General features: G+C 69.7%; 19 protein-coding genes, 1 tRNA gene and 1 pseudogene. 14 read left to right on the top strand and 7 right to left on the bottom strand.

The window, feature by feature from the left end; genetic code table 11:
- Positions 1–379, top strand: a 379-nt coding sequence (locus M3N57_04095; GenBank protein ID MDP9021877.1) for a phosphatase, incomplete at its 5' end; no start/stop codon positions are given.
- 26 nt (positions 380–405) lie between these two features.
- Here M3N57_04095 and M3N57_04090 read toward each other — a convergent pair.
- A complete protein-coding gene (locus M3N57_04090) occupies positions 406–621 on the bottom strand; it encodes a DUF6458 family protein (protein ID MDP9021876.1) in 216 nt (71 codons plus the stop codon).
- 715 nt (positions 622–1336) lie between these two features.
- Entirely contained in the window at positions 1337–1591 is a 255-nt protein-coding gene (locus M3N57_04085) for a hypothetical protein (GenBank protein MDP9021875.1), read from the bottom strand.
- 217 nt (positions 1592–1808) lie between these two features.
- On the opposite strand from M3N57_04085, the gene M3N57_04080 reads away from it, so the two are divergent.
- The 10 genes from M3N57_04080 to M3N57_04035 all read left to right on the top strand — a co-directional run bounded on the left by M3N57_04080 (position 1809) and on the right by M3N57_04035 (position 10933).
- Positions 1809–2765, top strand: coding sequence for an ABC transporter permease (locus M3N57_04080; protein ID MDP9021874.1), 957 nt, complete (start codon positions 1809–1811; stop codon positions 2763–2765).
- A complete protein-coding gene (locus M3N57_04075; GenBank protein ID MDP9021873.1) occupies positions 2758–3855 on the top strand; it encodes an ABC transporter permease in 1098 nt (365 codons plus the stop codon). The genes M3N57_04080 and M3N57_04075 overlap by 8 nt, the downstream gene beginning before the upstream one ends.
- Positions 3855–4892 (top strand): ABC transporter ATP-binding protein, encoded by a 1038-nt coding sequence (locus M3N57_04070; protein ID MDP9021872.1) that lies wholly within the window; start codon positions 3855–3857, stop codon positions 4890–4892. Before M3N57_04075 ends, M3N57_04070 begins: the two co-directional genes overlap by 1 nt.
- Positions 4882–5970: a dipeptide ABC transporter ATP-binding protein gene (locus M3N57_04065; GenBank protein MDP9021871.1), complete on the top strand. Its 1089-nt coding sequence runs from the start codon at positions 4882–4884 to the stop codon at positions 5968–5970. Before M3N57_04070 ends, M3N57_04065 begins: the two co-directional genes overlap by 11 nt.
- A gap of 56 nt (positions 5971–6026) precedes the next feature.
- On the top strand, positions 6027–6797 hold the full coding sequence (gene tpiA / locus M3N57_04060) for a triose-phosphate isomerase (GenBank protein ID MDP9021870.1): 771 nt from the start codon (positions 6027–6029) through the stop codon (positions 6795–6797).
- An 87-nt stretch (positions 6798–6884) separates the two neighbouring features.
- Complete coding sequence (locus tag M3N57_04055) at positions 6885–7286, top strand: BlaI/MecI/CopY family transcriptional regulator (protein MDP9021869.1); 402 nt, start codon at positions 6885–6887, stop codon at positions 7284–7286.
- A gap of 7 nt (positions 7287–7293) precedes the next feature.
- On the top strand, positions 7294–8616 hold the full coding sequence (locus tag M3N57_04050) for a M56 family metallopeptidase (protein ID MDP9021868.1): 1323 nt from the start codon (positions 7294–7296) through the stop codon (positions 8614–8616).
- Positions 8617–8739: 123 nt separating this feature from the next.
- A complete protein-coding gene (secG, locus tag M3N57_04045; protein MDP9021867.1) occupies positions 8740–8919 on the top strand; it encodes a preprotein translocase subunit SecG in 180 nt (59 codons plus the stop codon).
- Positions 8920–8944: 25 nt separating this feature from the next.
- Entirely contained in the window at positions 8945–10693 is a 1749-nt protein-coding gene (locus M3N57_04040) for an ABC transporter substrate-binding protein (protein MDP9021866.1), read from the top strand.
- A 156-nt stretch (positions 10694–10849) separates the two neighbouring features.
- A tRNA-Leu gene (locus tag M3N57_04035) sits at positions 10850–10933 on the top strand.
- 217 nt (positions 10934–11150) lie between these two features.
- On the opposite strand, the gene M3N57_04030 is transcribed toward M3N57_04035, so the two are convergent.
- The 3 genes from M3N57_04030 to M3N57_04020 all read right to left on the bottom strand — a co-directional run bounded on the left by M3N57_04030 (position 11151) and on the right by M3N57_04020 (position 13605).
- Entirely contained in the window at positions 11151–11666 is a 516-nt protein-coding gene (locus M3N57_04030; protein ID MDP9021865.1) for a hypothetical protein, read from the bottom strand.
- 218 nt (positions 11667–11884) lie between these two features.
- Positions 11885–13306, bottom strand: a complete 1422-nt coding sequence (locus M3N57_04025; protein MDP9021864.1) for an NAD(P)/FAD-dependent oxidoreductase — start codon at positions 13304–13306, stop codon at positions 11885–11887.
- A gap of 122 nt (positions 13307–13428) precedes the next feature.
- A complete protein-coding gene (locus M3N57_04020) occupies positions 13429–13605 on the bottom strand; it encodes a hypothetical protein (GenBank protein MDP9021863.1) in 177 nt (58 codons plus the stop codon).
- Between the two features lie 387 nt (positions 13606–13992).
- Here M3N57_04020 and M3N57_04015 point away from each other — a divergent pair, with 387 nt between their 5' ends.
- The 3 genes from M3N57_04015 to M3N57_04005 all read left to right on the top strand — a co-directional run bounded on the left by M3N57_04015 (position 13993) and on the right by M3N57_04005 (position 16930).
- Positions 13993–15129, top strand: a complete 1137-nt coding sequence (locus M3N57_04015; GenBank protein MDP9021862.1) for a DUF3179 domain-containing protein — start codon at positions 13993–13995, stop codon at positions 15127–15129.
- Positions 15130–15139: 10 nt separating this feature from the next.
- Positions 15140–15733 carry a hypothetical protein gene (locus M3N57_04010; GenBank protein MDP9021861.1) on the top strand — a complete coding sequence of 198 codons (594 nt, stop codon included), beginning with the start codon at positions 15140–15142 and terminating at the stop codon, positions 15731–15733.
- A gap of 189 nt (positions 15734–15922) precedes the next feature.
- Positions 15923–16930 (top strand): DMT family transporter, encoded by a 1008-nt coding sequence (locus tag M3N57_04005; protein MDP9021860.1) that lies wholly within the window; start codon positions 15923–15925, stop codon positions 16928–16930.
- Between the two features lie 76 nt (positions 16931–17006).
- Here M3N57_04005 and M3N57_04000 read toward each other — a convergent pair.
- Together M3N57_04000 and M3N57_03995 are read right to left on the bottom strand one after the other, a co-directional pair.
- A pseudogene (locus M3N57_04000) lies at positions 17007–18400 on the bottom strand (SPFH domain-containing protein).
- 11 nt (positions 18401–18411) lie between these two features.
- On the bottom strand, positions 18412–18711 hold a 300-nt coding region (locus tag M3N57_03995), incomplete at its 5' end, for an NfeD family protein (GenBank protein ID MDP9021859.1).

Below are 18711 nucleotides of genomic sequence, written 5' to 3'. Positions count from 1 at the left end.
GACCCCGCTCGACGACACCCGCGACCTGCTGGAGCAGGACGACCGCAAGCTCGGGATCCGTTTCCTCGACGGGGTGACCTGTGCCTGGTCGGGTGGGGAGCTGATGCACACACACCGCAGCGGGTTGGCCGAGGCGATGCTGGACGAGCTAGAGCGCCAGCGACGGAACCCGGACCTGGTGCTCGCCGACCACGGTTACGCGGGGGCGGCGGTCGAGCGGAGGCTGCCGACGCTGTCGATCGCGGATGTCAACGACCCCGCGTTGATGCTAGCGCAGGCCCGTGGCCGCACCGACGCGGTCCTGCCGATCGACGACAACCTCGCGCACCGCTCGTTCGAGCCGGTGACCGCGGCGGTGCTGGGGCCGCTGGCCGGCTGAGCCCGGCGCCCCCGGCCGGTGGGCGGTCAGTAGACGTCACGGTCGTCGACGATCCGGCGTTCCTCGACCACCGGGCCCCGCGTGCGGCGCAGCATGGACAGCCCGAAGATCAGGCCCAAGAGCCCGCCGACCATCAGGATGAAGCCGACGACGTCGATGTCGATGCCCGCGATCTCGAACTCCACCGCGAAGGCGAGGATGGCGCCGATGATGATGAGGGCGATGCTGCCGCCGATGGTCATGGTGCCCTCCTGGTCCGATCGGCCCGTGGGCCGCGCACGGTCTGGGCGCCACGAGCGTCACACCCTCACACGGTACCCGGAAACGCCCCTGCCCGCCGCCGACGCTGGCTTCCGGGCTGCCCGCTGGCCCGGCCGGATGCTTGACGCCGGGGAGGTGCGTCGCTCGGGATCACGGTCTGTGTGGCGGCACATGCGGTGTATACAACTGATCCCGGCCACCGTGTGCAAATCAAGCGTTATGACCCCAGCCTATCGGTAGCACCGAACGGTCGGGTGGACGTCGCCTGGCCTCGCCTTCGGAAGTGGGAGTAGCGATGGTCATCGCCTGGCTGCTCCTGCGGCGAACTGCGGATTGAACGCGGCGGCGATCTCGAGGAGATGTGGCAGAGCGAGATCACCCGCGTAGTCGTCCCGGAGTTCGACTCTGGGCCTGCGACTCTGGCCGGCCGGCCGACGTCGGCCGAAGCCGTCACCTGACCGATCCTCCCCTCTATGCCACGCTCGGCCCACGGATGGGCCGTGGCACTCCAGACGGCGCAGTATCCACCGCGCGTACACTCGCGCCCATCCCAGCGCCTGGGCCAGCTCTGCCGCTGTCGCCGTCTCCGTCCGCTCCAGCCGGAGCCACATCCGTCGTGCCGCCGATCCCAGCGACGGACCGACGCCTGGGCTCCCTGATGGGCGGTGCCCCCACGCGTCGTGCGCTCCTAGCCACTCAGGGCTGGTACATCTGGTGTGGCAGTAGGCCCTTGGGCAGAAGCCGCCCGAGCGGGGTCGGCTCGATCGTGACCGCGGCGATGTTCCCGTCGGCGTCGAGGTCCAGGCGGAGCACGCCGTGGTCGGGCCAACGCCGGTAGCTGCGCCCGACCGTGCGGGCAGACACGCCATCGGCTGCGGCGATGGTGCGTTGGTCGTCGCCGATGGTCAGGTGGCCAGAGCGGGCGGCTTCGGCGGCTAGAGCGCCGAGCACCGCCCGGCCGGACTGGGTCAGCCAGCGGGGCCGTGACCCGTCGGGCAGCTCGATGAGGTCCCACTGCCCGGCGACGACCGTGACGGCGGCCGGTACCGGTGGTCGTGGGGCGCGCCGGTGCTCGGTGTCGGTAGGAGTCCGGCGCTGGTATGGTCGCCGCCCCGCAGCCCGTGGTACATGCGGGGACCGGCGCGCCGGGTCCCGCTCAGGAGGATGCGTGGGTCGCTACCTCGTCCGCCGGGTTCTTCAGTTCCTCCCGGTGTTCTTCGGGGCGACCTTCCTGATCTTCGCGTTCGTGTTCGTGATGCCCGGCGATCCGATCCGGGCACTGTCCGGTGAGCGACCGATGCCGCCGACCGTCCGCCAGCAGCTCACCGATCGCTACAACCTCGACGATCCCTTGGTGGTCCAGTACGCGAAGTACATCGGGGTGATCCGCCAGGACGACGGGCGTGGATTCAGCGGCATCCTGCAAGGCGACTTCGGGGAGGACTTCGGCGGACGGCCGGTGTCCGCTCAGTTGCGTGAGCGGCTGCCGGTCACCGCACGTCTGGCCCTGGGGGCTCTGTGTTTCGAGACGGTCCTGGGGATGGCGGCGGGGGTACTCGCGGGCCTGCGCCGCAGCGGGTTCGTCGACAACCTCGTGCTGGTCGCGACCACGGCGGTGATCTCGATCCCCATGTTCGTGTTGGGCATCCTCGCACAGCTCCTCCTCGGCGTGAAGTTCGGGATCTTCCCGGTGGCGGGGTTGCGCCAGGGTTGGATCAGTTACGTGCTCCCCTCGATGGTGCTCGGCTCAGTTTCGCTGGCGTTCATCGCCCGGCTGCTGCGCACGAGCCTGGCCGAGAACGTCCGCGCCAGCTACGCACGCACGGCCATCGCCAAGGGCCTGAGCCGCCAGCGGGTCGTGGGCCTGCACACGCTGCGCAACGCCCTGATCCCGGTCGTCACCTTCCTCGGCGTCGACCTCGGGTTCCTGCTGAGCGGCGCGGTCGTCACCGAGACCGTCTTCAACATCCCCGGGCTCGGGCGCGCGGTGTTCGAGGCGGTGTTCCGCCAGGAAGGTTTCGTGGTCGTGGGGATCGTGACCTTCCTCGTCGTGGTGTTCGTGGTCGCCAACCTGGTCGTGGACGTGCTCTATGCCATCCTCGACCCGCGGATCCGGTATGGCTGACGGCCCCGTCCGCAGCCCCGCGCGGACGCGCCGACCGACGCAGCCGCGCGACGCCGAGATCACGGTCGGAGGGAGGATCCCGGTCGGTGCTGTCTTCCACGAAGGGGTGGAGGTCGCGGCGGCGGCGCGGACAGCCGCTGACCGGGTGCGACGCCCGGCCGGGGCTGCGAGCCTGTGGCGTGACGCCTGGACGGAGCTCCGGCACAACCGGCTGTTCGTGGTCGCCGCCGGGCTGATCGCGGTCTTGATGGTGATGGCGGCGTTCCCGCAGCTGTTCACGACCTTCTACCCGGGCAACCCCGACCCCCGCTCGTGCAGCCTAGTGAACTCGCTGCAGCGGCCCAGCGCCCAGCACTGGTTCGGCTTCGACCTGCAGGGGTGCGACTACTACACCCGGACGGTCTACGGGGCGAGGGTCTCGATGGTGATCGGGATCTCGGTGGTGGGGATCGCCGCGGCGATCGCGGTGGTGTTCGGCTCGCTGGCCGGGTACTACGGCGGCGTGCTCGACGCGATCGTCGCGCGCATCACCGACGTCTGGCTGGCCGTCCCCGTCATCCTGGGCGGCGTCGTGGCCATCACCGCGCTGCGCAACCCCGACGGACACCTCGTCGCCGGTACGCTGGCCCGTCTGTTCGGAGCGATCGACCGGGTGACCGGCGCCCCGGGGCTGGGCGTGGTTGCGTTCGTCCTGACGATCCTCGGCTGGCCGACCATGCTGCGCCTGATGCGCTCGTCGGTGGTGGAGAAGAAGGAGGCGCACTACGTCGATGCAGCACTCGCCCTGGGAGCCAGCGATCTCCGGATCATCGTGGCGCACATCCTCCCCAACGCGGTCGCGCCGGTGATGGCATACGCCACCATCAGCGTCGGCTTGATCATCGCTGCCGAGGCGACCCTGTCTTTCCTCGGGATCGGGCTGCAGCTGCCCGCGATCTCGTGGGGGCTGATGATCCACGCGGCGCAGTACCGCGTCTTGACCGCGCCGCACCTGGTGCTGTTCCCGGGAGTTCTCCTGACCATCACCGTGTTCAGCTTCGTGCTGATGGGCGATGCGATCCGTGACGGCCTCGACCCGAGGCTGCGCTGATGGCGACGACGACCGACGGACTGGCGTTCGACCACAGCGGGTCGGATGCGGCTGAGCATCTCCTGGAGGTGCGCGACCTCGGCGTCGAGTTCCGCACACGCCACGGCCTCGTCCAGGCGGTCAACGGCTTGAGCTACAGCCTCGATCCGAGCCAGACGCTGGCGATCCTGGGTGAGTCGGGATCCGGGAAGACGGTCTCCGCCCACGCGGTGATGGGCATCATCGACTCGCCGCCCGGGTACGTGACCGGGGGTCAGGTCGTCTACCGTGGCGTTGACCTGCTCCGCCTGCCGGAACGGCAGATGCGCCGCATCCGCGGGCAGCGCATCGCGATGATCTTCCAGGACGCCCTCGCGGCGCTCAACCCGGTCTTCACGGTCGGGTTCCAGATCGCGGAGATGTTCCGCGTCCACCGGGGCATGCGCCGCCAGGACGCCCGCGCCCGAGCCGCGGAGCTGATGGACCGAGTACGCATCCCCAACGCCCGCCGCCGGCTCGACGACTACCCGCACCAGTTCTCCGGTGGGATGCGCCAGCGGGTGATGATCGCGATGGCGTTGGCACTCGACCCGGACATCCTCATCGCCGACGAGCCGACCACCGCCCTCGACGTGACGGTGCAGGCCCAGATCATGCAGCTCCTAGCCGATCTCCAGGAACAGACCGGCATGGGCATGATCCTGATCACGCACGACCTGGGAGTCGTCGCCGAGGTCGCGGACGAGGTCGTGGTCATGTACGCGGGGCGGGCCATGGAGCGCGGTCCCATCCACGACGTGTACGCACAGCCGGCGCACCCCTACACGCTCGGGTTGATGCGCTCGATCCCGCGCGCTGATCACAAAGGCCGCCGGCTGGACCCGATCCCGGGGCAGCCTCCCAACCTCGCCAGGATCCCGCCGGGGTGCGAGTTCCACCCACGCTGCCCGTACGCGCGAGACGTGTGCGTGGAGCGCCGGCCACCCCTGTTCGACGTCGACAGCGGCCGCGCGAGCGCCTGTCACTTCTACGAGGAGATCCTCAACCGTGACGGTTGATCAGGCGGCGTCTGCCGGACTCCGCGAGCAGCGTTCCGACGAGGCCCTGCTCAAGGTCGAGCACCTCGTGAAGTGGTTCCCGGTCGAGCGTGGTGTCCTGTTCAAGCGGCACGTCGGCGACGTCAAGGCGGTGAACGGGGTCAGCTTCGAGCTGCGCCGGGGCGAGACGTTGGGGCTGGTCGGGGAGTCCGGTTGTGGGAAGTCGACGGTCGCGCGGACGCTACTGCGGTTGGAGGATCCGACCGACGGCCACGCCTACTACCAGGGCCGCGACATCTTCGCGATGAACAAGCGCGAGCTGCGGGCGCTCCGGCGCCGCGTCCAGATCATCTTCCAGGACCCGTACGCGTCACTGAACCCACGCATGACGGTCGGGGACATCGTGATGGAGCCCTGGCAGATCCACCGCGGCGTCGTCGCCAAGAGCCAGCAAGCCGCCCGTGCCAGGGAGCTGCTGCACCGTGTGGGGCTCAACCCCGATGACGTCAACCGCTACCCGCACCAGTTCTCCGGCGGCCAACGCCAGCGCATCGGCGTGGCCCGTGCGCTGGCCCTCAATCCGGACATCATCATCTGCGACGAGCCGGTCTCTGCCCTCGATGTGTCCGTGCAGGCGCAGGTGATCAACCTGCTCGACGATCTGCAGGACGAGTTCGGTCTGGCCTACCTCTTCATCGCCCACGACCTGTCCGTGGTGCGCCACATCTGCGACCGGGTCGCGGTGATGTACCTCGGCAGGATCGTCGAGTTCGGTGACGAGCGTGACATCTACGAGCGTCCCACCCACCCGTACACACAGGCACTGCTATCGGCCGTTCCGATCCCCGATCCAGCCCAACGCGAGCGCCGCGAGCGCATCCTCTTGGAGGGTGACCTGCCCAGCCCATCGGACCTCCCGTCGGGCTGCTCGTTCCGGACCCGGTGCTGGAAGGCAGAGGCCATCTGCGCCGAGGACGAACCGGACCTGATCGACCGGTTCGGTCACGGCCATCCCAGCCGGTGCCACTTCGCCGAGCTCCGTCGTTCGTCGGGTGAGCACCGACGGACGGGACCGGGGTCCGACACGATCGGCAACTAGCCTCGGAACCGTGCGCAGCGACGTTGCGCTGTGCGGAACGCAGGGAAGGCGAGCGTATGGCCCGACGCCCGATCATGGCCGGTAACTGGAAGATGTACAAGGACCACCTCGAAGCGATACAGCTGGTGCAGAAGCTCGCCTACCACCTCGACGAGAAGGACTACCAAGGTCAGGACGTCGTGGTGTGCCCGCCGTTCACGGCGCTGCGCTCGATCCAGACCCTGATCGACGCCGACCACCTGCCGATCCAGCTGGGTGCCCAGAACTGCTTCTGGGAGGAGGAGGGCGCCTACACCGGCGAGGTGGCGCCCCCGATGCTCGCCCGGCTCGACGTGCGGTACGTCGTCGTCGGCCACTCGGAGCGGCGCCACATCTTCGGCGAGACCGACGAGGATGTGAACCGCAAGGCCAAGGCGGTGCAGCGCCACGGCATGCGCCCGATCGTGTGCGTCGGAGAGACCGAGGAGCAGCGCGACGCCGGGCGGGAGCGTGAGGTGGTCGTGAGCCAGCTTCAGGGCAGCCTCGACGGCGTCGGTATCGACGATCCGGAGGCGCTGGTCGTGGCCTACGAGCCGGTCTGGGCCATCGGCACCGGACGGACCGCGTCACCTGAGGACGCGCAGGACATGTGCCTGGCGGTCCGCGAGACGATGGCGGACCTGTACGGCTCCGATGTGGCAGATGGCTTGCGCATCCAGTACGGCGGGAGCGTGAAGCCGGGCAACGTCCGCGAACTGATGGCCAGTCCGGACATGGACGGGGCGCTGGTGGGGTCGGCGAGCCTGTCGTCGGATGACTTCGCCGCGATCGTCCGCCACCGCCGGTGAAGCTGCCCCTGTCGGTATAGTGACCTGACACGTCAGGTGGATCGCGCTGGCAGCGAAGGTTGCGTGGCGCAGACGGTGAGGTCGTCCATGGGTAGGCGCAGTGAGCCCCTGGAGCAGCTGCTCGGGCCGCTCGAACAGGACGTGATGGACGTCGTCTGGAAGTTGGACGACGCGACAGTCCGGGATGTGCACGACCACCTGTCGGCGCGGCGGAAGATTGCGTACACCACCGTCATGACGACGATGAGCCGCCTGGCCAGCAAGGGGATGCTGCGCCGCGATACCGAAGGGCTCGCTCACCGCTACCGCCCGGCGGTCAGCCATGAGGACTACGCCCGGGCGACCGTCGCCAGCGTGCTCGGATGGCTGGTGGACCGGTATCCCGAGCCAGCGGCGTCGTACCTCGCCGAGGTGGTCGGGGACGTGGATGAGGCGACGCTGACCCGGATGCGCGATGCGGTGGCGCGCCGCCGGATCGAGGAACGCTGAGGGCGACTTGTCTGACGTCGCCGTTCTGATCAGCCTCCCGACCGAGTCGGTCGCCGTCCGCGCGACCGTGGCGTCGCTCGTCGCCGTGGCGGCGATCGCGCTGCTCCTGCGTCGCGGTCTGCGGGTGCCGCGGGTGCGTTGCGCTGCCGTCCTGATCCCGGCCGCCGCGTTGCTGGTCGCGGTGCTCACCTCTTGGGGTGACCAACTGCTTCCCACCGTGATGACCGCAACGGATGCGGACGGCGCCCTCCCACTCCGGGTCAACGATGCGTACCTGCGCGTGGCACCGGTTGGGTGGCCGCTCGCGGCGGTGTGGTTGGCGGTGGTGGCGCTGCGGGTGATCCGCCGGGTCGTGGCCTTCCGCCGCATGCACCGCGTGGCGAGTTCAGGAGGGACGCGGGGTGATGTGAGGGTGGTTCGCATCCTGCGGTCGGTGGCCGCGACGCTGCGTTTGTCGGCCCCTGCGGTCGCGATCGTGGACGGCTGCCCTGGGAGCGCGGTGGTGGTCGGTATCCGCCGACCGACCGTCGTGATCGACGCCGGGCTGCTGCGCACCCTCGACGACGAGGAACTGGAAGGCCTGCTGGCCCACGAGTTGTCCCACGTCCGTCATCGCGACAACCTCATCGGTCTCCTGGTGGGCCTGATGCGTGACGTGTTCTTCTTCGTGCCCGGTGGGAGGTGGGTGACCCGACGGCTCCGGGAGGAGCGCGAGCTCGCCGCCGACCACGTCGCCGTGGCGGCGACCGCGCGACCGGGTGCGCTCGCGAGCGGCTTGCTGAAGGTGATCGACAGCCAGCAGCCGGTGGCCTGCGCCGCGTTCGCTGCGCCGGCGGCGGTCGTCTCACGCGTCGAACGTCTCCTGGCCGACGCTCGGCCGGAGACGCCGCTCCGTGCCGGGCTGGAGGGCGCCGCCGTGGCGGCGGCGCTGGCGGTGGCGATCCTCGTGGCCGGGTGGCTTCCCGCAGCCGTGGCGGGACAGTCGGTGGCCGGGGACGCCCTTGCGGTCCTGTGGGCGTGGCGCACCCAGCCCGCCAGCCAGGTCACGGCCGAGGCGACCGCTCTGGCTGTCTTCCGCCGAAACGAGCCGGCTCCGCCACCGCCGCCGGTCGCGTCCAGCGGACCGTTCGCGGACGGGCACGAGTTCCACCCTGCCGTGCTACGCGGTGTCCGCCCCGCCGAGCCCACGCTCATCGCGACCCCCGCGGTCGTCACGCGGCCCGGGGCCGTGGACGCCCGTGTCCTCGACAACTGGCGGGCCAGACCAGTCGTCACCTCCGATGGCGGTGTGGCTGTGTACTGGCTGCGCCGGATCGAGACGGTTGGTTGAGGTGGTAGTCTCCCGCCGCGCGAGGAGGCATCGCCCCCCGCGGAACTCTCCGGAGCCCATCAGGAGCGTCGCACCGTGTTCACCGCCGCCCTCGTCGTGGTCCACGTGATCTTCTCGCTGCTGATGGTGATGTTCATCCTGCTCCACCGCGGGACCGGTGGGGGCTTGTCGGACATGTTCGGTGGTGGGGCCTCGGGCCTGCAGGGCTCGGCGATCGTTGAACGCAACCTCGACCGGTTGACGGTCTTCTCCGCGGTCGGGTTCGCGGTGACGACCGTCCTTCTCGGCCTGCAGCTCAACTAGGTCACGCGGGAGCACAACCGCCACGGTGATCACCTTCCTCGGCCGTCGCCCGACCGGTTCGCCGATCCCACGGCGGGGTCACATCCCCGCCGCTGCTCGCCTCACCGTGCTGGTGCTGATGGCCGCCACGATCGTGGCTTGCACCGACCAGAACGGCGGACCGGGGAACGCGCCGACCCTGACCGCGACCGGCGCGGCGAAGGCTCAGGACGGTGGCGGGGTGTTCTACAGCTACCTGCGCCAACCCAAGTCGATCGACCCGGGCGTGGCGGTGGACGCCGACGACCTGGCCGTCGTGAACCAGCTGTTCGACTCGCTCACCGCCAACGGTCCCGATCTCACGGTCGTGCCGGCCGCCGCGGAGTCGTGGGAGGTGAACGGCCCACCCGATCCCGCCGACCCGCAGGCGGCGCAGCCGGCCACGGTGTTCACCTTCCACCTCCGGCCCGACGCCGCCTTCCACGACGGCACGCCGGTGACTGCGGAGAGCTTCGTGCGGGGGTGGCAGCGCATCGTTGACCGCACCTCGTCGGAGCCGTCACCGTCGTTCTACCTCCTCGAGACGGTGATGGGGTTCGAGGATGCGCAGGCCGGGGGTGAGCTGTCCGGCGTGGTGGCCGTGGACGACCATACGCTCCGGGTCGAGCTCACCACGCCGTTCGCGGACTTCCCCGCCGTGGTGGCTCACCCGACGCTGGCACCGGTCCCACCGGCCGCTGTCGACGACGCCGACGCGTTCGGCCGGCAACCGGTCGGCAACGGGCCCTTCCGGCTCGCCGAACCATGGCAGCCGGGACAGTCACGCGGTCTCCGGCTCGCCGCCTACGAGGACCACCCTGACGGCCGCCCGATCATCGACCAGCTGGTCTACCGCATCTACGAAGGTGACGGCGCCGCAGCTGCAGGGTACGACGATTTCCGCAACGGCACCTTGGACGTCGCGCCGATCCCTGGCGGCCGCACGATGCGAGCCGCAGAAGAGTTCGGCCGCTCCGGCGACGGCTACACCGGGCCGGGTGTTGTCGACGGCATCAAGCTGATCACCGCCTTCTACGGCTTCGATACCGAGAAGTCGCCGTTCGACGACCCCGCTGTCCGCCAGGGTCTGTCGCTGCTGATCGACCGACGTGCGATCGTCGAGGACGTGGTCGACGGGGGACGGGCCGTCGCCACGTCGGTGGTGCCACCGGGCATTCCCGGGTACGAGCCGGCCGCTTGCGCTGCCTGTGACTTCGATCCCGGCCGCGCCAAGGAGCTGCTGGAAGGCAAGGTCGGCCCCGACCGTCCGGTCGAGCTGGTGATCTGGCAGGCAGCCGACCACGAGGACGTCGCCGCCCGGGTGGCGCGCGACGTCAACGCAACTCTGGGAGAAGGGTCACTGACCGTGCAGACACTGGCGCACGGGGAGTGGCTGGACGCGATCCGTACCGGACAGGCCGCCTTCTTCTTGTCGGGCTGGTTGGCCGAGTACGCCTCGCCGGACACGTTCCTGTACTCGCTTTTCCACCAGGGACGGATCGGTTCCGACAACCTCACCCGCTACAAGCACCCCGAGGTGAACGAACTGTTGGATCGCGCTCGCCGAGAACTGGACGCGGCCACCCGCGCTGAGTTGTATCAGCAGGCCGAGACGATCATCCTGCAGGACATGCCGGTCGCTCCGCTGTACTTCTACCGCCACCAACGCGTGGTCGGCGAGCGGGTTCGCGGCTTCCGCCTCGATCCCCTCGGCGAGGTGGACATGACCGTGGTGACGCTGCAGCCGACGGGGTGACGACGCTGGCGAGCGCCGGGTGATCCGGTTCGTCGCCGTCGCGGTCGACGTCCTCGGCGCCTGACTCCTCCAGCGACCGACGAGCGGCGAGACGCTCGCCGGTCGACCTGGAGGCCGGTACGCTAGCCCCTCCGCCGGTCCAGGCCGGCCTTCTTCGCGAGAGTGGCGGAATAGGCAGACGCGCACGGTTGAGGGCCGTGTCCCCGCAAGGGGGTGGGGGTTCAAGTCCCCCCTCTCGCACTTTGTAGCTTTCAGCCTCTACTCAGAAGAATCCTTAGGAATCGGCCCTCGGCGCCACGTCGAGGGTCGAGGTGCTTCAGGGCTCCGAGGAACAGGAGCCACGCCACGGGGGCGGTCTGTCCCAACGCACCGATCGCCATGGCCGACGTCATCGCCACAGCATCGTGCTTCAAGGGGGCCGCGGGTGGCAGTTCTCGCGGTGAGGCTGCAAGGGTGGTCAGGCGATCGCGCTGTAGACCAGAGCAAGGATGAGCCCGTAGATCGCGTGGCCCATGAGCATCCCGGCCGGAGTTATCCCACCCCAGTTCTTCCCGAACACTCCCGGGGCGACAACCGCGACCTCGCCGGCGGACTCGACGACCGTCCGCCCGCGGGGCTCGGCGGTGGCCGTCATGCGCGGGTGGACCGATCCCATCATCGGCATCCCGACGAGGCCGACCATCGCCCCGTGGACCAGCCCGATGACGAGACCAGCGAGCCAGCTGGCGGTTCCGAAGGCGGAGAACAGCGCGGCGTAGGCGATGCCCAAGACGACCGTGCCCATCGCGATGAAGTGGACGAAGGCCCCGATCCGCTTGGCGGTGTCGCGGTCTCCGCTGAACATCGTGCCGCTGACGAGCGGCATCGGGGGCATGTCTGTCATCCCCGCTGCCGTGGATGCCTTCATCATCAGCGTCATGACAATCGTCGCCACGAAGCCCGCGACCAACGCCGCGAGGATGTTGAACTCCATCTCGCACCTCCCGCTCTACCGAGGTAACCCTCGGCGCGGGTGGTTCATTCAGGCTGCTTCAAGAGAAGGGGGAGTCGGGTCGCTCGTGCCACTCCCCGGAGAGGTCCGGTCGACCCGCTCGTTGTAGAAGCTGGGGTCGCCGGCGATCCTCGCGGCATCGGGACGAGGAGGTCACCAGCTCCTGCCGTCTTCGGGCAAGTACGAGAACGTCGGTGCCATCAGGAGATCCCGCGGTCGGCTTCGAGCAGGCGGAGCCACACCTCGCTTACCGTCGGGAACGCGGGGACCGCGTGCCAGAGTCGGGTGATCGGGACCTCGCCGACGATCGCGATCGTGGCCGCGTGGAGCATCTCGCCGACATCAGGGCCGACGAAGGTCGCGCCGACGATGACGTCGCCGTCGTCATCTATGACGATCTTCGCGGTGCCCGAGACGCCCTTGCCGCGCAGCGCTCCGCCGGCGGTGTGGCCGAGGTCGTAGTCCGCGGTGCGCACCGTCAGCCCCGCGTCGCGAGCCTGCTGCTCGGTGCGGCCCACAGCGGCGACCTGAGGATCGGTGAAGACCACGCGGGGGATCGCGCGGTCGTCGGCCCACGCGCCCGTACCTGGCCATTCGGGCCCTTCCCGGCCTCCGAGGAGGTCGCCGAGGACCCGTGCCTGGTACTTGCCCTGGTGGGTGAGCAGCGCGCGTCCGTTCACATCCCCGGCCGCGTACAGCCAGTCGCCGTCCACGCCTGCGACGCGCAGGTGGCCGTCGACCTCCAGGAAGCCGTCGGGTTCCAACCCGATGGTCTCCAGCCCGATGTTCTGCGTGCGTGCCCGGCGTCCGGTCGCGACGAGGATCTCGTCGCCGATGACCTCGTCGCCGTTCTTCAGGGTGAGAACGACCTGCCCGTCGTCGTTGCGTCGCAGTCCGGTCCCGAGCGCCTCAGTGCGCACGGTGATCCCCTCCTGTTCGAACGCGTCCTGCAACTCCCGACCGGCGAACGCTTCCTCCGGAGGGAGCAGGTGGTCGGTCATCTCCACGATCGTGACCTGCGACGAGCCGAGCCGGCGGAACGCCTGGGCCATCTCCACCCCCACGACCCCGCCGCCGAGGACGAGCAGCCGCGAGGGGATCTCCTCAGCGGATGTGATGTCGCGGTTGTCCCAGACGCCGACGTCCTCGATCGCGTCGATCGGGGGTAGGGCCGCCAACGTTCCCGTCGCGACGACCACCGCCCGGGACGCCTCGAGCGTCACGGCGCCGCCGTCGGGGGTCTCGACGTCGACCCTCCGCTCTCCCGCGATGCGGCCGTGACCACGGACGATGTCCGCGCCGACCGACTCGACCCACTTGGCTTGCGACGTGTCGTCCCAGCTGCTGGCGAACGAGTCACGACTGGACAACGTCCGCTTCACGTCGACCTGGCCGGTGACGGCCGGCTCCGCGCCGGGGACCCGGCGTGCCGCGGCGAGCGCCTCGCCGGGTCGCAGGAGCGCCTTGGACGGCATGCAGGCCCAGTACGAGCACTCGCCGCCGATGAGTTCGCTCTCGACGAGCGCGACGCTCAGATCGTTCTCGCGCGCGTACCACGCGACGTTCTCTCCGGTCGACCCGCCGCCGATCACCACGACGTCGTACTGCCGCGTCTTGCCCACGTCTGCTCCTCGTGTCGGATGGCCTTTCATGTAGGGAACACGGCCGCGCCCCCACGGCAGTCCGTCTGTCGGGTCCTCGAAAGAACCCCCACCGTCTAGCGTTCCCATCCCGACGTCGTGCGTCAGTGGGCTGCGCGGAGCGCGAAGAGGCCGAGGGTGAACACCGCGAGGCCGGCGGCGAGCAGGCGCCCGTCACGGTCGTGGCGAAGGCGGACGAACGCCAGGGCGAACACGAGCGCGATGATGGCACCCTGCGCGACGACACCGCCATCCGTCCGCGGTTGGAGGATGTCCTCCACGCGTGCTCCTCATCGATCGACTGGCTCAGCCCTCCACAGGTCTAACCCGTTCGTCTCCCGTGTGCTTCCACGCGCCGGGCGCTGCTCGAAGGTGGGGGTGACAACCGACCTGGTCGTGACGATCAACGCCCCGACCAGTAGCTGTGGGCTGCCCGGACGTCCCGGAGGCGCGCGGTCAGTTGCCTCCTCGAGGTGGCGGTAGGAACTCTGACGGTCGAGACGATCGACGGGATGCGTTCGCGCTGCTCACAGCCTGGCACGAATCCCTGCACCGCATCTGGAAGGAGGCGGGCGGCGCGCGGGTTGCCGTGCGTAGCGGCGGAAGACACGATCGTGGAGTCGCAGACGGACACACCTGCACAGCCTGAGGGACCTGACCGAACCCACGTGAGCAGGCGGGCGATCCTCAAGGGCATCGGCGTGGCTGGCCTCGTCGGCGCGGGTGGGTACCTGGCCGCCCGACGTCTCGTCGACCGCGAGCCCGTCGAGCCCCCGGGCGGTGGTGGGCTGCCGGGCGACGAACCGGTCAGGTCAGAACCACTGGTCGGGTCCCACGAGCTCGACGACTTCGTGTCCGCCATCCAAAGTGGCGGTCCACCCCCGGATGGGATCCCACCGATAGACGATCCGGTGTACGTGCCGGCAAGCGATGCGGACTTCCTCGACGAGGCCGACGTCGTCTTCGGGCACGTCGTCGACGGCGAACCGCGCGTCTACCCGCAGCTGGTGCTCGTCTGGCACGAGATCGTCAACGAGCACGACAGCCGCGGGCCCATCTCGGTCACCTACTGTCCCCTGACCGGGTCGGTCGTTGGCTTCCGCCCCCATGCCGGCATCGAGGAGCTCGGCACGAGTGGGAACCTCGTCAACTCGAACCTGCTGATGTACGACCGGACGCACGACAGCAACTGGCCGCAGATCCTCGGCCGAGCCATCGACGGCCCGCGGCGCGGCGACGAGCTCGAGGAGTTCCCGCTGGAGTGGACCACGTGGGGACGGTGGCGCGAGGTCCACCCCGACACCGCCGTCCTGTCGACGGAGACCGGCTACCTGCGCGACTACGGATCCGATCCGTATGGCTCGTACAACCCGCTCGGCGGCTACTACGAGCCCGACAGCCGACGCCTGTTCCCGGTGATGTACGAGGACGAGCGGTTCCCAGCGAAGGAGGTGTTCTTCGGCGCGAAGGTCGGCGACGGCCGTCTCGCGGTACGGAAGTCACTGGTCCGCGACCGGCGCGTCGTCGCCGCGTCGTGTCCGGGCGGGCCGGTCGTCTTCTTGTACGACCCCGCCCTCGACACCGGAAGAGCGTTCGTCGCGGAGATCGACGGCCAGCGCGTGGACCTCTCGCTCGACTCACGAGACGGGACGTACCTCGACGCGACCACACGATCTCACTGGAACGCACGTGGCGAGGCCCTCGACGGGCCGCTGGCGGGTCGGACGCTCGATCGGGTCGTCGCCTACGACGTGATGTGGTTCTCGTGGGTGGCGTTCTTCCCGCACACGGACGTCGTCGCGTGACGTTGAGGCCGTGAGGCAGTCGCTTCGTCAACGGCGGTACCGGTGGGCGGCGGCGCTCTCCGGCGCCGTCTACCTGCTCCTGTACCTGCTGGCGATCCAGGACATCAGGATCTCCCCGGGGCGTGACCTGCGCAGGTTCGTCGACATCCCCAGCGTGCAGGTCGTCCCAGGCTGGACCTCGCGCATGTTCGAGCAGATCGCGCCGTTCGCCTTCGAGCCAGTCGCAGCCGTCTATCCCCTCAACCACGTCACCATCCTCGTCGCCCCCATGAACATCGCGATGGGAACGCTGCTCGGCGCGCTCGTGGGTCTCAACGTGGCGGTCGCCTGGCATGTCGTCGCGACGGCACGCGCGTGCAGGACCACCGCGTTCGGTGGGATCCTCGGCGCCCTGCCCGCGTTCCTCGGCGGCTTCGTCTGCTGCGTCCCCGCGGTCGCCCTCGTCGTCGGCGCCCAGTTCGCCGTCTTCCTCGTCGCCGTGCGCAGCTGGTTCTTCCCCGCCGCGGTCACAGCCCTGCTGGCCGCTCTGTGGTGGAACACGCGACGCATGACCCGACTCGATCAACAGCCGCCGGCGAAGATGGGCAGCCGGACCGCCGCGTAACCGGCCCACCACCCGTGGCGCTCCGCACGGCGCGAGCGACGACGGGTGCACCGGCGATGGATGCCCGAGGTCGCGCTATTGCGCCGCGTCTCCGCCCGCGACGGGTTTCCGGTCCGCCGTGGACGGTGGTCAGGGTTCGCGGCTGCGTCGGGCTCGCGTGCGTGGCCCGCGGGACGGTGAGATGGGAGGGTGGCGGAGCACACGGGCGGCGATGTGAACGAGGATGTGGTGCAGCCGGCGTCGAGAGGCCAGCACCCCGTGCGATGGCCACGCCATCCGCTCCTACGCACCTGGACCGGCGTGATCCTCATAAGCTTCAGCGCCGTCTGGGTGCGGGCAGCCGACATCGAACCGGCGAGGTCGGCCTTCCTCCGCAATGCCTACGCGCTGCCGATCTTCGCTGCGCTCATCTGGTTGAGGCGCCGACGATCGGCGGGGGAGCGCCGGTCGCCAGGCGCCGGGATCGTGCCGTTCGCCGCCATCGCCGGTCTGTTCCTCGGCATGGACTTCATCGCCTGGCACAAGTCCATCGTGATCATCGGTGCCGGTCTCGGCACGATGCTGCCCAACGTCCAGGTCGTCTTCGTCAGCATCATCGCGATCTTCGCCTTCGACGAACGACCGCACGCCGCCTTCTGGGGCGCGCTGGTCCCGGTCCTGGCGGGGGTGTGGATCCTCGGCGTGGGCGGCGAACCCATCGCCGCGGGAGGCTCGATGCTTGTCGGCGTCGGGCTCGGCGTGCTGGCCGGGCTCTTCTACGCCGTCTACCTCGTCGTCCTGCGGCACGCGCGACTCCGTCGGCCGGCCGCCCGGTCGCTCGAGGTGATCGCTTCAGCGACCCTCGGCGCGGCGATCCTCACCGGCGTCTCCGCGTTGTTCCAGGGAGTTGCGGGACCGGCAGCGACCCCGGCGGACAACGGTTTGATGCTCGCCTACGCGTTCGGCAGCCAGGTCCTGGGCTGGCTGCTCATCACCTCCTCGCTCCATCTCCTGCCGGCGAGCATCACCGCGGTCGCTCTGCTCCTCCAGCCGGTGCTCGCCATGGTCTGGGGGGCAACGCTCCTCGACGAGCCGATCGGTGCGGTCGAGGTGGGTGGTGCGGCCACCCTCCTGCTCGGGGTCATCGCCGCCCACCGCGCGGTCGTGGTCGGACAGGGCCGCCAACGCGCCGCCATCCAGGACGAACCCGCAGGTTAGGTGCTCGCCTGCGGCCCCGGCCGCCGTCCCGAGCAGCGCGCCCTCGACCCTTACTGGGTCGCCTGAGGCGAAAGGATCACTCCGTCCCCGGTCGCAACGGATCTGCCTCCGGCCCGTCGTCGCGGCTGCCGAGACGTGAGAGGAGGTTCCGGAGATCGATGCCGGTGAGGTCGGATCCGATCTGGATGCCCTGTTCGACGTTGCTCGAGACCGTCCTCGCGAGCTGTGACGCACCGTCGGTCGAGATGACGGTCATACGGTCGACCGCGCTGAGCGGCTCGCTCGCCGCCCGGACGAGGTCCGGCAGGACGGCGGCGATGAGGTCGAGCGTCGCCGCGTCGCCGTAGAGCTTGAACGCGTCGGCGTTCTTGCGGCGTGCCTCGGCCTCCACCTCGCCCTTCGCGAGGATGGCCTCGGCTTCGGCACGCCCCTCCAGTTCGACCGCCTCCGCCATCCGGGCGCGCCGGGCCCTCTCGGCCTCGGCGTCGAGGATGGCGGCGTTCTTCCGCGCCTCGGCCTCCTGCTCGATGCGGTACCGCTCCGCGTCGGCGGGCTTCCTGACCTCGGCGTCCAGCTGGCGATCGCGGAGCCCGCCTCGCGTTCGGCGACGAGCTCCTGCTCCTGGATGACCTCACGGTTGCGGGCCGCCTCCCGCAGCGGACCGGCGGCTCCGGCCTGTGCCTGAGCCTCGTCCGTCTCCGCCTTGATCTCGGCCTTCTTGAGCTCGAGCTGGCGAGCTTGGATCGCGACCGCTTCCTCGGCCCGCAGCCGCTCCTCCTCGGCGGCCTGGTTGGCGCGCGCCTCGGCGATCTTGGCGGACTGCTCGACACGGGCCGCCTCCGGACGACCGAGGTCCGTCAGGTATTCGCCCTCGGCCTGGATGTCCTGCAGCTGGAACGTGTCGAGCGTCAGCCCCTGGTTGGTGAGGGACGTCTCAGCCTCCTCAGCGACGGCGGACGCGAACGTCGCCCGGTCCTTGATGATCTCTTCGATCGTCAGGCGACCCACGATGGCGCGAAGGCTGCCGGCCAGGACCTCGGTCGTGAACGTGTCCACCTCCGTCTGCTGGGTTAGGAAGCGCTGCGCCGCGGCCCGGATCGCGTCCTCGTTGCCGCCGACCTTCACGACGGCGACCCCGTCGAGGTCGCACTTGATGCCCTGGCTCGATACCGCTCCACGGATGCTCACGGAGATGCGCCGACTCGAGAGGTCCATGACGTGCAGACGCTGCACGAACGGGAGCACGAACACGCTCGCGCCCATCACGACCTTCTGGCCGCTCATGTCGTGCGAGATCTCGCCGGTCTCGGGGTTCTTGACCGGCGACCCCTTCCGCCCGGTGATGATGTACGCCTCGTTCGGCCCAGCCACCTTGATGCGCGAGACGATCAGGTAGGCGACGAGGATCAGGAGGGTGACGGCGCCGATGATCCCGATGACCAGCGGCGAGGAGAGGATGAAGTCGAGCATGGCGCCTCCGGTCAAGACTCGGGCGGGGGCGTGGCCCGCTCGACGAGCACGGCCGACGGCGACAGGACGGCGACGACGCGCACCTGTGTCCCCGCCGCCACCCGTGCGTCGGCCCGTGCGTTGTACTTGCGCTGCTCGCCGTGGTGGCGGAGCGTCACCTCACCGTAGCCCTCGTCGGGGATGGTCGTGATCACGGTGCCCTGCGAGCCCTCGAGCCCACGGGTCGAGACGGTCTCGTCGGTCGGCATGTTGATGAGCGTCCGCATCATCACGAGGGCCAGGCCGCCGACGACCAACCCGCTCGCGAGGCC

The organism is Actinomycetota bacterium (assembly GCA_030776725.1).
Lineage (GTDB): Bacteria > Actinomycetota > Nitriliruptoria > Nitriliruptorales > JAHWKO01 > JAHWKW01.
This window is presented reverse-complemented; position numbering and strand designations above follow the sequence as displayed.

What these genes read in the sequence shown, in the direction of transcription:
- M3N57_04055 (MDP9021869.1), top strand. Translation starts at nt 6,885, where the DNA reads ATGGGTAGGCGCAGTGAGCCCCTGGAGCAGCTGCTCGGGCCGCTCGAA.
- M3N57_04070 (MDP9021872.1), top strand. Translation starts at nt 3,855, where the DNA reads ATGGCGACGACGACCGACGGACTGGCGTTCGACCACAGCGGGTCGGAT.
- M3N57_04030 (MDP9021865.1), bottom strand. Translation starts at nt 11,666, where the DNA reads ATGGAGTTCAACATCCTCGCGGCGTTGGTCGCGGGCTTCGTGGCGACG.
- M3N57_04090 (MDP9021876.1), bottom strand. Translation starts at nt 621, where the DNA reads ATGACCATCGGCGGCAGCATCGCCCTCATCATCATCGGCGCCATCCTC.
- tpiA (MDP9021870.1), top strand. Translation starts at nt 6,027, where the DNA reads ATGGCCCGACGCCCGATCATGGCCGGTAACTGGAAGATGTACAAGGAC.
- secG (MDP9021867.1), top strand. Translation starts at nt 8,740, where the DNA reads ATGGTGATGTTCATCCTGCTCCACCGCGGGACCGGTGGGGGCTTGTCG.
- M3N57_04075 (MDP9021873.1), top strand. Translation starts at nt 2,758, where the DNA reads ATGGCTGACGGCCCCGTCCGCAGCCCCGCGCGGACGCGCCGACCGACG.